Below are 14,381 nucleotides of genomic sequence, written 5' to 3' on the forward strand. Positions count from 1 at the left end.
GATAGACATTTCCTCCTTGGGTGCGTAACTGGTGAAACCAAGGGCACTTTTGCCCCTCATTTCCTCCTTGGGCTCGCAACTGGCGGAATCAAGGGCACTTTTGCCCCTCATTTCCTCCTTTGGGCCACATCCGGCGGAATCAAGGGCACTTTTGCCCCTCATTTCCTCCTTTGGGCCACAACTGACGGAATCAAGGGCACTTTTGCCCCTCATTTCCTCCTTTGGGCCACATCCGGTGGAATCAATGGCACTTTTGCCCCTCATTTCCTCCTTTGGGCCACATCCGGCGGAATCAAGGGCACTTTTGCCCCTTATTTCCCCCTTTGGCGCGCAACTGGAGAAATCAAGGGCACTTTTGCCCCTCATTTCCTCCTTTGGGCCACAACTGACGGAATCAAGGGCACTTTTGCCCCTCATTTCCTCCTTGGGCCCACTTCTAGCGGGGATTAGAGGGATTTATCCCTTTCTTTTACTCCTTCCGCCGACATCCGGCGGGATTAGTGGGATTAATCCCTTTCTTTCTCCACAGCCCCCTAATGAAGTTGGAGTCCTCCCCCATAAAAATGTAGACTGAATACAGGAGGAGGATGAACACAATGGGAAACTTAACAGGAACAAGAGAGAAGGCAGCGCAAGAGGTGTTGTCTGGCATTAAGGCAGCGGTGGTTGCCCGAAAATATGGGGTGACCCCAGCGACGGTGAATCAGTGGGTGAGAGATTACCGAGAGGCCCATGGGGAACAAGATCATCCGTATCCCCAGGAGCAGGTGGAGGAACTGAAGCGCCTCCTGGAAGTGGAGCAGAAATACGAGAAGGCCGTCAAGATACTCGGCGAAAAGGAGTTAGAGATTGAGATTCTGCGTGAACTGCTAAAAAAGCCAACCCCTGCTTATCCGAAAAAATCGAGGTAGCCGACATGTTCATTAAGCAGGGGAATACAGCAGCTTTGGTACTGCGTCTCATGGGGCTAGCAGAGTCCACGTACTACGACCGTAAGAAACGCAGGTCACTGTCCCCAAAGGCCGTTCAAGGGGGGCGTGGAAGACCCCAGCCAGGCTACTCCTTTAACGAGTCTGGGGAAAAGATTAGTGACGAGGAGATCCAGGAATGGCTGCTGGAATTAATCGCTGGAGAAGAGCACGTGTACGGGTACAAACTCCTGGCCAAGTGCTTGTGGAACCAGCACCGGTTGAAGCTCAATCACAAGAAAAGCTACCGGCTGTGTCAGGCGCTGGATATCCTGCAGCCCCAGCGTCAGAAGCGCTTTAAGCATCCCCGGAAGCTGCCGGAGAACCGAGTCATTACAGGAGCGGGCCAGCTCTGGCAGATGGACATTAAATACGGGTATGTGGAGGGACGTGACCGGCATTTCTTTGTCCTGAGCATTATCGATGTGTTTACCCGCGTCATCGTCGGCTACCACCGGGGATCGTCGTGTGAGGCCAAGCACGCCTGCCAGACGCTGGCGCGCGCCATGGAGCATCACTGCGCCCCTGACAGCGCACGCCCTGTGATCCGCACCGACAACGGCCCACAGTTCGTCAGCCACCTGTTTGGCGACATGTGTGAAAGCTGGGAAATGACCCATGAACGTATTCCGCCTCGAACGCCGGATTTAAATGCTTTTATTGAATCATTCCACAGTAATATCGATCGGGATTTGTTCCGCAAAGAGGCATTCGAAACGTTCGAAGAGGCCTATGAAGCGGTGGACCGGTACATGGACTTTTACAACAATCGCAGAATGCATACGAGCCTTCGTAACCTGCCGCCAGCTACCTTTGCAGAGTGGGTGCTGACCCTAGAAGACCGCTCCCGCTTCTTCTGGCCGAGAGAAAAAGCGAAATAAAGAGCATATCTACAACAAGTACTGATTTTATACGGAGGACTCCGGGATAAGGGGGTCGCACCGCTTTTCCCCATTCCCCCCACTTTCGGCGGGGATTAGTGGGATTTATCCCTTTCATTTTCCCATTCCGCCCTCTTTCGGCGGGATTAGTGGGATTAATCCCTTTCTTTTCCCCATTCCACCCTCTTTCGGCGGGATTAGTGGGATTAATCCCTTTCTTTTCCCCATTTCGGCCACTTCCGGCGGGATTAGTGGGATTTATCCCTTTCTTTTACTCCTTCCGCCGACATCCGGCGAGATTAGTGGGATTAATCCCTTTCTTTTCCCCATTCCCCCCACTTTCGGCAGGGATTAGAGGGATTTATCCCTTTCTTTTCCCCATTTCGCCCACTTCCGGCGGGATTAGTGGGATTTATCCCTTTCATTTACTCCTTCCGCCCACTTCCGGCGGAATTAGTGGGATTTTTCCCTTTCTTTTCCCCATTCCGTCCACTTCCGGCGGAATCAGAAATACAGCAATAGTTTCTCAATAGTTTCTATATAGTCTCTATATAGTCTCTATATAGTCTCTATATAGTTTTTATATAGTTTCTATATAGTTTCTATATAGTTTCTATATTTGAATTCTGAGATAGACTCCTGCTCCAATCCTATTCACACTTTATAGTTGAAAGGCAGGGATGGTTCGATGCTAACGCCTACGATTGCTGAGCTGCAGCAGCTGCTGGCGGCAGTACCCGCTGCGTATAACCGTTTCACTCCAGAGGAAGCCGCCGCACCGCGTCCGGGAGGCAAATGGTCCTGTTTGCAACTACTCGGACATTTATGCGATTCGGCGATCAACAATCTCACCCGGTTTATCAAGGTTCAGTACGAACCGCAGCCCCTGCAGCTGGCTTATTATGACCAGAATGAGTGGATGTCTGCCCAGCAGTATGCCTCGGCTCCGCATGATGAAATACTGACCCTGTGGATCAGCCTGAATCAGTCGGTCCTACGCGCAGTTTCACGCATGTCTGCTGAGCAGCTGGCACTCCTCTTCCTCCGGAATGATGGCACTACGGTCACCCTGCAATGGCTGGTTGAGGACTACGTGGATCACATGAAGCATCACTTGCGGCAAATGATCCCTGACCAGGACTGGGATAGCCCAGCGAAAAACAACCCTGACCAGTAAGAAATAGCCTTGCCGGCCTTTAATAAGGACGGTCCGGTTCAGCGGTAAATAGAAGGCTAATTTAACGTGTGAAACTTATAATACATTCTTGAATTTCAACAAAGACGCCCGTGTTCCCCCACCTACTGAGGGAACACGGGCGTCTAATATCTCACTTAAATGAAAAGCGGAGCACTACAGCATACTACGCCTCCCTTTTCTTGCCGTACTTCCATCCTTTCCACCACCGCAGCCAAGCCTATCTGCCACTTATCTCGCACACAGCTCCAGCAGCTTCCCGGCATCCAGCGCCGAGGTAGACGGCAGCAGCAGGTCAGCCGCGCCCAGCTGCGCCGCGCTGCCAATGCCTACGGCCTTCATGCCCGCCGCCTTGATCGCGGCGACCCCTGCGGCCGCATCCTCCACGCCGATGCAGTTGCCCGGCGCGGCCCCAAGCAGCTCCGCCGCCTTGAGGAAGATCTCCGGATCGGGCTTGCCCTTCCGGAGCTCAGCCGGGTCGGCGACCGCCTGGAACCAATGGGCTGCGCCGAGGCGCTCCAGAATCTGCGGCGCATTCAGGCTGGCCGAGGCCAGCCCTGCAGAGATCCCCCGCTCGCGCAGGGAATCCAGCAGCTCAGGAATCCCCGGCAGCAGGTCAGCCGGGGTGATACGGCCGATCATCTGCTTGTAATGATCGTTCTTCTTCTCCGCCAGCCGGAGCTTCTCGGCTTCTGGCAGCAGCGCAAGTCCGCTGCCCTCCAGCACTATCTCCAGCGATTCCATCCGGCTGACCCCTTTCAGCCGTTCATTCTTCTCGCGGCTGAAGGGAATGCCCAGCTCATCGGCGAGTGCCTGCCAGGCCAGATAATGATATTCAGCCGAATCGGTAATGACGCCGTCCAGATCGAAGATTACCGCCTGAAGCCGGCCCGCAAGCGAAATCTTCACCGGCTCCTGCGGAAGCAGCCTCAGCGGCTGGTCCTTATGCAAGATCTCGAGACCTGTGCCGGCCAGTAGCGTATATACGGCATCCTCACGATCAACGAATATATCCAGGAGCTGCCCGCGCACGGTGATCTTGAAGCGGTAGCTCTCCCACTGCTCCGGCAGGGCCGGAGCAAAGCTCAGCTGACCTTCATACAGCCGCAGCCCTCCAAAACCGTTCACGATCGACATCCACGAGCCGGCCATCGCCGCCATATGCAGCCCGTCCTTGGCGTTGCGGTTAATGTCATCGAGATCCATCCGCACGGTGCGGTCGAAATAGGCATATGCCCCGGTTAAATCGCCGATCTCAGCAGACATAATGCTGTGAATACAAGGCGACAAGGAGGAGTCGTGGGTGGTTAGCGGCTCATAATAATGATAGTTGCGGATTTTATCCGCCAGGCTGAACTTGTTCCCGAGCAGGAACATAGCCATCACGAGATCCGCCTGTTTCAGCACCTGGTGGCGGTAGATCACCAGCGGATGATAATTCAGCAGCAGCGGATATTTATCCGGCGGTGTGTGCTCGAAATCCCATTTCTGCTTCGCCAGGAACGTATCATCCTGGGCATAGATGCCGAGATCATTGTCAAAAGGAATAAACATCCTCTCGGCGGCTTCCCTCCAGCCCTCTGCCTCTTCCATGGACAGTCCTATAACCAGCTGCAGGCGTTCATAGTCAGCAGGATATTCCTCCTGCAGAAGCAGGGCGGTCTCATAGGCATACATGAATTGGTCCTGAACCATGAGATTGGTATAGGCATTGTTATTCACAATCGCCGTATATTCGTCCGGTCCAGTCACAGCATCAATGCAGAAGGCGCCTCCGCGCGCGGGGTTGTAGTGACCGAGATCGGCCCAGAAGCGCGAGGTCTCAAACAGAATCTCCGCCCCTTGGGCAACCAGAAATTCCGTGTCGCCCGTTGCCAGCACGTATTGCTTCAGCCCGTAGGCAATATCGGCATTGATATGGGCCTGGGCGGTCCCGGCTGGGAAGTAGGCGGAGTTCTCCTCGCCGTCTATCGTCCGCCATGGATACAGTGCCCCCTTCTGGGACATGACTGCCGCACGCTCCCGCGCCTTGCCGAGCGTAGCATAGCGGAATTCCAGCAGTGCCCGGCTGACTTCAGGCTGGGTGAAGGTGAAGAACGGCAGCATGTACATTTCCGTATCCCAGAAATAATGGCCTTCATAGCCTTCTCCGGTTAAGCCTTTGGCTCCGATATTGGTCGCGCCGTCCCGGCCTGCCGATTGCAGCAGCTGAAAAGCATTGAAGCGGATACCCTGCTGCAGCGCCGGGTCGCCCTTGATTTCGACATCCGTATGCGCCCAGAAGGTATCCAGATATTCCTGTTGCTCCCCGGCCAGACCGGTGAATCCAAGCTCTCCGGCCATCTCCAGCACCCTGTCACTCCGGCCCTGCAGCTCCTCCTCCACGTAATCCTTGGAGGTGTGATAGGTTATATATTTGGTGAGTCTTACGGTCTCACCGCTGCGCACCGCAGCGGCATAACACACCGATATCCGCTGTCCGATCAGCTGATGGCTCATCTCGCGGCCGGACTTTGCCTGCAGCGCATGGCTGACTGCGGTCAGCAGCGCAAACCGCGTATGCCGTGTCCGCTGCTTCATCCACAGCTTCCGGGTGGCAGCATCGTAGCCGGTATCCTCCAGCAGCAGGCTGGGCTCGGCACTGCCTGCGCCCAGCCGCGGATCATCCGTGGCCTCCGGCCGCCGGATCTCGCCGTCCACGGCAGATTCAAACTTCAGCGTGCCGGAGAAGTTCAGCGCGGTCACTGCATAGTCGATTGCGGCCAGATGCTTGTGCGCAAGCGACACCATCCGGCGGATCTCCAGCAGCACCCGGTGGCCGGCAGGGGATTCCCACTCCACCTCCCGGTGCAGAATACCACTCTGCATATCCAGCCGGCGTTCATACCGGTGAACCTTCCCTTGGTCCATCCGGAAATCATGTCCTTCAATACTGAGTTCGATCATACGCGCATCAGTCACATTCAGCATCGCCTGATTCCGGGAAGGGAACCCGAAGGCCCCTTCGGGATAGACAATCGGCTCAGAATCATAGAATCCGTTCAGATAGTTCCCGGCTACGGAAGTGCCCGCCTTGCCGTGGTAGCCTTCTTCGAAATTACCGCGCATACCGATATATCCGTTGCCGAGCGCGAATACGCTCTCGCTCCGCTGATTATACTCATCCTCGTAGTGTTCCTCACCGAGACTCCACTCGCGGTAAGGATATAATGCCGGCGGATGTTCATAGGGCTTCATCTTCATCTCTATATTCTCCTCCTGATTGCGAATTTCTCCTGACCGCCGCATCGGATCTCCGGGGGACAGACCTCCGCTCTTTACATTGCCGCCGGAAATGGCGGTACTCATGCACACCCGGTACCTGCTCTGAGCCACAGGCTCAGCCTTTCACCGATCCGCCCATCAGACCTCTGACGAAATACTTTTGCAGCAGGAAGAAGATTGCCAGCGGCATCAGCATTGAGATAAACGCAGCCGAAGTCAGCAAATGCCAGTCATTGCCGCGTGAGCCGACCAGATCGGCGATCTTCATGGACATCACCTGCACCGACGGCTGGTTGCCGATGAAGATCAGCGACACCAGATAATCATTCCATACCCAGAGGAACTGGAAGATTCCGATGGAGGCGAGCGCAGGCACAGAGAGCGGCAGAATCAGTCTGCTGAAAATGGTAAAGTGGCTGGCCCCGTCAATGAAGGCCGATTCAAACAGATCCTTCGGCAGCTGGCTTATGAAGTTATACATGAAGTACGTAACCAGCGGCAGGCCGAAGGCCGTGTGCGCCAGCCAGATTCCGAGATAACTGCCGTTGAGCCCCAGCGACGTGTAATCCTTCAGTACCGGAATCAGTGCAACCTGTATCGGAATGACCAGCATCGCGATAATGATAACGAACAGCGTCTTGCGTCCGGGGAACCGTAGCCAGGCGAAGGCGTATGCGGCAAAAGAGGCGATCAGCACCGGAATCACCGTAGCCGGAACGGCAATCGTCAGCGTATTCCAGAACGCCTGCGATAATCCGCTGCCCTTCTGCACGGTCTCACTGCCGTCGGCTTCCTTAAGCTTGTATTCCTTGCCGGACAGTACATTCTTATAATTATCAAGCGTCAGGTCAGGCGTAGTCTTCCAGCCCTGCTCCTGCATATTAACCGTGCGCGCTCTGCGGTTCTCCCACATCAGGCGGCTGTCATCCGCCTTCACACCTGCTTTGAGCTGATCATCACTGTAGGTTTTGCCGTTCACCTCAATCGGCTGCCGCAAGTCCACATCCTTGGACAGCTGCAGCGTTTCGCCGGCCTTCCACTCCTGATGGGGGAAGACCTTCCACCAGCCGGTGTGCAGAATATCCGCAGCCGGACGGAAGGAGGAGGCAAAGAGCCCGAACGTCGGCAGAATCCAGATGAAGCAGATGACGCCCAGAATCAGGTTAACAACGGTTTTGCTGCTTTTTCTTTTCTTTTTGCCGACCATTAGAATCCCCCCTGCTTGCGGAACTGACGCAGATTAATAAGAATAACAGGCAATACCGCGATCAGGAGTACGATAGCCAGTGTTGAGCCGTAACCGAAGTTGCGGTACATGAAGAATTGCCGGTAGAACTGTGTCGCTACTACTTCTGTATCGTATTGACCTCCCGTCATCACCATGACGACGTCAAATATTTTCAATGTAAAGACAATAATGGTTGTGGTTACCGTCAGAATGGTCGAGGAGATAAACGGAATCATGATACCGAAAAAAATCTTCACCTCACCGGCGCCATCCACCCGTGCGGCTTCCAGAATATCGTCAGGAACACCTTTGATGGCTGCAGAGAAGATGACCATGGCAAACCCCGTCTGCATCCAGATCAGGATAATAATGAGGAAGAAATTATTCCAGGGCTGCAGCATACTCGTCCAGGCCTGCGGTTCGCCGCCGAAATAGGTTACGATTGCGTTCAGCAGTCCGATCTGCTCATCGCCCGGCTGATAATAATAGACAAACTTCCAGATCACGCCTGCGGCAACAAAGGATATGGCCATCGGCATGAAAATAATCGATTTGGCAATACGTTCATAGCTGCTGCGGTCGGCAAGGATGGCAATAAGCAGCCCGAAGCATACACAGGCCAGCGTCCCCACGAACACCCAGAGCAGATTGTTGCGCAGTGCGGTTGCCATCAGATGGTCGCTGAAGATTGCAGCATAGTTGCTGAGTCCGACGAACTTCTCCGAAGAAGCATTGAAGAAGCTTAAGTACAGGGTCCGCAGCGCAGGCAGGATTAACAGCCAGCCGAGGATAATAACCGCGGGTCCGACAAATACGTAGGGCAGCACTTTCCTGCGGATACGATCGGGATATTGCTCAACCGCCCAGGTCAGGGTGTAATAGATCAGATATACCCCCAGTACGCCCCACAGCACGGCAAGCACCGCAGTCAGCAGCGGGTTCAGCGTAGAATCGCGGAAAAATAAGAAGATCAGCCCGTTGATCACAATGTTAGCGAGCAGCACCCCCAGCGATAAAAGCACCGCCCGGCCGCTGATTCTCTGCTTGGCCTGCGTACCTGGGGCACCGGCCTCCGGCTTTATTTGTGCATCCATATCAGTTCCTCCTAATAAGTTTTGCGCAGCAAAACTCTCTACATAAGCATTCTTTAACAAGTGGAAACGGCTTTGCCGTCCTTATAAGGACGGTATCGTTTCAGCGAGAAATAGAAGGATAAATTATGGTGTGAAACATATAAATTCTTATATTTCAAGAAAAAGAGGGGCAGGATTCATCACTGCTGCCCTGCCCCTCTTCATCATTTCCGTCCCCCTAAGTCCCGCTTACACGCTCCTTAGTTGTTCCAGCCGGACTGGATCTGCTCCAGCGCCTGATCCAGAGTAGCCGTACCGCTCACATAGTCGGTCATGCCTTTCCAGAACGTGCCTGCACCCACCTTGCCCGGCATCAGGTCAGAGCCGTCAAACCGCAGGGTTGAAGCATCCTGCACCAGCTGCGCCATCCGGCGGTCGGATTCGGACTGGTACCAGTCCAGCGGGGCATCATTCATTGGCGCCACTACACCGCCGGATTGTACCCAGCTCTTGATCGATTCGCCTGTAGTGAAGAATTCCATGACTGCACGTACTTCAGGGCGGTCATTGAACATCGCGTAGATGTCGCCTGCTACCAGAACCGGCTTGCCGTATTGCTCATCAATCGGCGGGAGGTAGAACCAGTCATAATCTACATCAACCTTGGCGGTTTCCGGGAAGAAGCTGGTGATGAAGTTCCCCATCAGGTTGAACCAGGCTTTGGGAGGATTCTCGAACATTGGCTTCGGGGCATCCCCGAAAGCCGTGGTTACGATGGATTTAGCGCCGCCGTATACATAATCCTTGTTCAGCCAGATTTTGGACATCACATCTACTGCATTCTTCACTTCAGGAGAAGTGAACGGCAGTTCTCCAGCTACCCACTTGTCATAGTTCTCAGGAGTTGTGGTACGCAGCATAATGTTCTCTACCCAGTCGGTGGCTGCCCAGCCGGTAGCCGCGCCGCTCTCAATACCGATAGCCCAGGCAGGATCACCGTCTTTGGCAATTTGCTCTGTCAGCGCCATCATCTCATCCCAAGTCTGCGGAACCGTGTATCCGGCATCATCGAATTGCTTCTTCGGATACCAGACCAGACTCTTCACATTGCTGCGGTTCCAGATCCCGGCCATAATCTTGCCGTCTTTACCGTCCATGGTGGACATATCCAGCCAGCTCTTATTGTAATTGGCTGTCAGCTTCTCCTGATCCAGCACACCGGTCAGATCGACTACCTTGCCGGTCTTCGCAATGGAAGCCAGGAGACCCGGCTGCGGGAAGTCAGCGATATCCGGAGCATTGCCGCCGTCAACACGGATATTAATCGTAGCTTCGAATTCCTTGGAGCCTTCATATTGAATATCAATGCCGGTTTTTTCTTCAAACTCTTTGATACTGCTCTCAAATTTCACCTGGTCGGCGTCCACAAACGGGCCGAACATCGTTACCTTAGTCCCTTTATATTCACCTTTCATCGCTAAGTCCAGCGGGCTGCCGTCAGCTGTAGCCTCTGCATTATTTGTCGATTCCTGGTTGTTATCAGCCGCTGTTGCTGCCGGAGCTTCTGTTGCCGCCGGTGCATCCGTCGGTGCCGCATTATTGTTATTCCCGCCGCATCCGCTGAGCATCATGGTGAAGGATAAACACAGCACCATAGCGAGTGACAGTTTACGTCCTGGAGCTTTCTTCATTGTTTCATACATCCCCTTTAATTGTTTTTAGAGACTGCATTAGGTCAGCTTAATTCCCGGAATGACTACCGGCTGAGCACTGGACCACCTCCTTGCAAAGCTTTTCAGAGTATGATAATTTGTACAGTTTAATGTCAGGGATTCCTGAGTCAGCAACATTAATATAGCGCTTACATTTCCATAATATCACATACTGAATGCGTTTCCAATACTGCAAATTCATCTTTTCCTATGTTTTATTTTTAATTTGTGATATTCCTGCACCTTTCTACCTCTGGCAACCGTATTTATAGCGGATTCCCGTATAAACTAACCATAATAACTTGCATTAATCTGCTGAACCCTTGTGAAAAGCTTTTCAAATTTAGAAAAAGAGACCGCTCTGCCCCTCCACAATCCAGGCAGCAGCGCTTCAACCCTGCCCGCAAGCAGGTTTCATTTCTCACGTGAGGATTCTCTTACAACCAGCTTATGCTCCATCTTTTCTTTCATGACAGCCACAGAGCCGGTCGTTAATAACTCATGCAGCTTCTCTGCAGCCCGGTAACCCAGCTGATAAATCGGCTGTGCGATCGTCGTCAGCTTCGGAATGAACATGCCGGACATCCGCAGATTGTCGAAACCGATTACCGACACCTGACCCGGCACCAGAATATTGCGGTCCTTCAGATAAGAGATCGTTCCCATGGCGAACTCATCGGCTACGCAGAATACAGCAGTCAGCTCCGGATACTCACTGAACAGCTCATGCGATGCCTGATACGCCTGTTCAAAGCGGTGATTGGCGTATTTGACCTTCTCCACATTGCGCTCCAGACCGAATTCCTTGAGCGCTCTGACGAATCCGGCAACACGCGGCGGCCCGGACACCGAGTTATCATGATTGAAGCCGATCATTCCGATCTCCTGGTGACCCAGCTCAATCAGGAATTTCACCGCATCATACGCTGCCTTCTCATCATCGACCTCCACCGAAGCCACCTCATACTCATCGGAATGGGAGGAGACCAGCACGAAGGGAATTCTGCAGCCTACCAGCTTCTCATAATACTCCGGGTACAGCACATCACTGGCGAACACGACTCCGTCCACCTGCTTCTCATGGAAGGTATCGATATAAGACAGCGTCCGCTCCTTGTCACGGTCTGTATTGCAGATCATCAGACTGTAGCCGAGCTTAATGCAGGCATCCTGCATCCCCCGGATCACCCCTGCGAAATACAGGTTCTCAATATCGGGAATAAGCAGGCCCAGTGTAAAAGACTTCTTGTAAATCAAACCGCGCGCAAACGCATTAGGCTGATACTTCAGCGCTTCTATGGCTTCTATCACCCGGCTGCGTTTACTCTCAACTACTGTGTCCGGCGCATTCATTACACGGGAAACCGTGCTGATGGATACACCGGCCATTCTGGCTACATCTCTGATTGTTGGCTTCATAGCTCTGACTTCCTTTTTATAAAGATAAGAGTTTATATGCTTACGCAATAAATGTTCCTTATCTTTCTCGCTGAAACGGATACCTGCGCCGATATGTAATAGCGCTGCTCCGGAAGCATCGGCTTCCTGAAGCACAGCGTAGCCGTTTCTATTTAGAAAAGCTTTTCAAAGCGATTATAGCAAGGCTCCCGTAAATTGGCAAGACCTTTGTTATGCGCTTACATTATGCTTCCCCCGGAAGGAATTTCTGATAATTAATCCCCATCATGCTATTCACCGGCTGCGGATTTTGCCTGTTTGGCTATTGGACAACGCCTCTTTTTTAATCGCCTCCGTCCATCTGAAAAGCTTCTCATTTCACTGCTGACCCTTACTCCTAACTCTGCAGACCATTATGTAGCTATAGCACATTAATCGCTGTACCTATATGGAATGAACTTACGTATATAGATCTAACTTGTTGAACAACGCCTGCTTATCTGTTGAGAGTAGCGAGTGTGCAATGCCGTACCGCAATGAGTGTTCGCTTTAGTTGCACAAAATACAGTTAGATAAACCGCACTTGAGACAAGAACCATTCAAATTACCGGTCAGTCACTGCGGGACTGGCGGAGTACGTCAATGCCTTACATGATTCTCCGGCGGCAGAGTGCAGACTTCTTAGGAAGCACTGTAAATACTGTAGAACTGCAGAACTACAGACACTGCAGAACTACAGACACTTTAGACACGGCAGAACTGCAGACACTTTAGACACGGCAGACACTGTAGACGCTACAGACACTGCAGAACTACAGATACTTTAGACACGGCAGAACTGCAGACACTTTAGACACTGCAGACATAAATGTTGTACGTTTTACAACTTTGATTGATGGATAGCCGGGTGATCGGGCGTATTGTTGTATGAAATACAACAATAATCCTGCTGAGCCGCTTGAACAAGGTGAAATGTTGCCTTTTGTACAGGCGTGTTGATTCCCCATATTATGGAATGAATATAATTCCCAAAATGCTCTTGTTCCTGAGTAGACTCAGTTGAACCTGCCACTCCAGCGGAAGACTAAATATACGCCAATGCTGCATAAATTCCCAAAGGGTCAGTTGAGCAAAGGCAGGCACGTTGGAGTGGATTTCATCATAAACGCGTCTCAGAAGCACATAGACAGCAAGGGCCACAAACAATTGGCTGTATACTGCATTTTCGGTGGTTCCAAATAGACATGGCACGTTCAGATGCTGTTTAATCCAGCGGAAAAAGACTTCAATTTCCCAGCGTGCCTTGTAGATTTCGGCGATTACATGAGCGGACTCTTTTCTCAAATCGGTCACGACCCGTACGACTTCCCCCCGGTCATTTTCAAATTCTACGACCCGGTGGCGCTGAGCGGATTGGCACTTCCCTTGACCGATATAACAAGTCATATCACGAACAATTTTCGTTTCTCCCTCTGCGGGTCGCTGGAGGTTTCTCGGCTTCACCAAATGGAGATTGTCTTTGAGTCGAATCACAAACGACTGGCCCTGGAGCACATATTGATCCAATCTGCTAATTTTTCCATACGCCCGATCCTGTACCAAAATGTAGTCCGTATCTGCCAAAACTTCTCCAAACGGAGCGTCATTGCGCTTCGCAATCGATTCCTCCACGTTCACGGGTAAACGCTGACCTTGCGAAAGAGCGACATGCAGCTTAATGCCCCCTCTAAATTTTTTGTACGAGGCCCAAGGCATTCGGGAATTCGCCGCCGTGACCGTCGTCGAGTCAATCAGCAGAAGATCTTTAGGAAGATTCAGATGCCGCCGGGTTTGTCGGTTACATTTCTTGACGAGCAGTTGAAAGATACGTTTGAAGATTTCGTAAGGGACTTCACCGGCCTTGCCGGAAAGGGTGGAGTAATGAATCTCAGGCAAGTCAAAGTTTGGGCCTAAGCGGGCACTTTGCCGGAAGCCGTCCCATTTGTGGTAGCAGGCTTGGACAAAGTAATCGAGTAGCAACCCGACGGTCATTTTGGTTCCACTATCTACGTAGTCCTTGGTTTGTCCAGTCACCATTTGGACTTCTTCCGGTGTTAATACTTGTTTGAAAACGGCTAAAAATGGGGTATATTTATTCATGAGGTCGCCTCATTTCGGTTTGGTTTGGTCGTACTTACCATTACCCGAAATGGCGGCCTTTTTCGTCCCTTTTTTTGGGAAATCAACACGCCTACCTTTTGTACAACAATTTTGGATTAGGACCGATAGGAGAGGAGAAATGTTGTATTTGGTGCAGGATTTTATAAAAAGTTACTGGATCTCTGCCCCAGAAAGCGGATAAAATCGGGAGATTCCTGCGGCATCAGTTGCCGCGTAGAAGTTCAATTCACAGAATAACGGATTAGCCAGGATTGGTTTTATGTTGGAGTTTTATGTTGGAGTTTTATGGTGAAATCTTGAGTTCAATCTAGACAATGCTTAGGATAAGGGGCCGTCGCAGCCAGCCTGCAGATCAAGCAATGAGCCCGGTGCTGATCCAGTACTAATCCGTTACTGATCCGGAAGAATACCGGATCAAGCGATATAGATTCTTCATCTCCAATATCCCTTCATCCGTAATATCCCCTCTTCCTCCATACCGCTTACTTAAAGTGTGTAAATA

General features: G+C 52.0%; 9 protein-coding genes. 3 read left to right on the top strand and 6 right to left on the bottom strand.

Annotated features, from left to right (window positions below):
* Nucleotides 1-596 precede the first annotated feature (596 nt).
* The 3 genes from NSQ73_RS28610 to NSQ73_RS28620 all read left to right on the top strand — a co-directional run bounded on the left by NSQ73_RS28610 (nucleotide 597) and on the right by NSQ73_RS28620 (nucleotide 3,026).
* Nucleotides 597-911 (top strand): helix-turn-helix domain-containing protein, encoded by a 315-nt coding sequence (locus NSQ73_RS28610; RefSeq protein WP_340985281.1) that lies wholly within the window; start codon nucleotides 597-599, stop codon nucleotides 909-911.
* 5 nt (nucleotides 912-916) lie between these two features.
* Nucleotides 917-1,849: an IS3 family transposase gene (locus NSQ73_RS28615; RefSeq protein ID WP_340985280.1), complete on the top strand. Its 933-nt coding sequence runs from the start codon at nucleotides 917-919 to the stop codon at nucleotides 1,847-1,849.
* A 688-nt stretch (nucleotides 1,850-2,537) separates the two neighbouring features.
* The gene (locus tag NSQ73_RS28620; RefSeq protein ID WP_340989568.1) at nucleotides 2,538-3,026 is read left to right on the top strand and encodes a DinB family protein; all 489 of its coding nucleotides are present in this window, start codon (nucleotides 2,538-2,540) and stop codon (nucleotides 3,024-3,026) included.
* Nucleotides 3,027-3,275: 249 nt separating this feature from the next.
* Here the strand turns inward: NSQ73_RS28620 and pgmB are convergent, their stop codons facing one another.
* The 6 genes from pgmB to NSQ73_RS28650 all read right to left on the bottom strand — a co-directional run bounded on the left by pgmB (nucleotide 3,276) and on the right by NSQ73_RS28650 (nucleotide 13,858).
* The gene (gene pgmB / locus NSQ73_RS28625) at nucleotides 3,276-6,392 is read right to left on the bottom strand and encodes a beta-phosphoglucomutase (protein WP_340989569.1); all 3,117 of its coding nucleotides are present in this window, start codon (nucleotides 6,390-6,392) and stop codon (nucleotides 3,276-3,278) included.
* Between the two features lie 31 nt (nucleotides 6,393-6,423).
* Nucleotides 6,424-7,515: a carbohydrate ABC transporter permease gene (locus tag NSQ73_RS28630; RefSeq protein ID WP_042140371.1), complete on the bottom strand. Its 1,092-nt coding sequence runs from the start codon at nucleotides 7,513-7,515 to the stop codon at nucleotides 6,424-6,426.
* Entirely contained in the window at nucleotides 7,515-8,630 is a 1,116-nt protein-coding gene (locus tag NSQ73_RS28635; RefSeq protein ID WP_042218315.1) for a carbohydrate ABC transporter permease, read from the bottom strand. The genes NSQ73_RS28630 and NSQ73_RS28635 overlap by 1 nt, the downstream gene beginning before the upstream one ends.
* Before the next feature lie 239 nt (nucleotides 8,631-8,869).
* Nucleotides 8,870-10,300 (bottom strand): ABC transporter substrate-binding protein, encoded by a 1,431-nt coding sequence (locus NSQ73_RS28640; RefSeq protein WP_042140373.1) that lies wholly within the window; start codon nucleotides 10,298-10,300, stop codon nucleotides 8,870-8,872.
* 435 nt (nucleotides 10,301-10,735) lie between these two features.
* Entirely contained in the window at nucleotides 10,736-11,740 is a 1,005-nt protein-coding gene (locus tag NSQ73_RS28645) for a LacI family DNA-binding transcriptional regulator (RefSeq protein ID WP_042141790.1), read from the bottom strand.
* 987 nt (nucleotides 11,741-12,727) lie between these two features.
* Nucleotides 12,728-13,858, bottom strand: a complete 1,131-nt coding sequence (locus tag NSQ73_RS28650) for an IS4 family transposase (protein WP_340986060.1) — start codon at nucleotides 13,856-13,858, stop codon at nucleotides 12,728-12,730.
* Nucleotides 13,859-14,381: the final 523 nt, after the last annotated feature.

The organism is Paenibacillus sp. FSL R10-2736 (assembly GCF_038000245.1).
Taxonomy (GTDB): Bacteria; Bacillota; Bacilli; order Paenibacillales; family Paenibacillaceae; genus Paenibacillus_AQ; species Paenibacillus_AQ phytohabitans.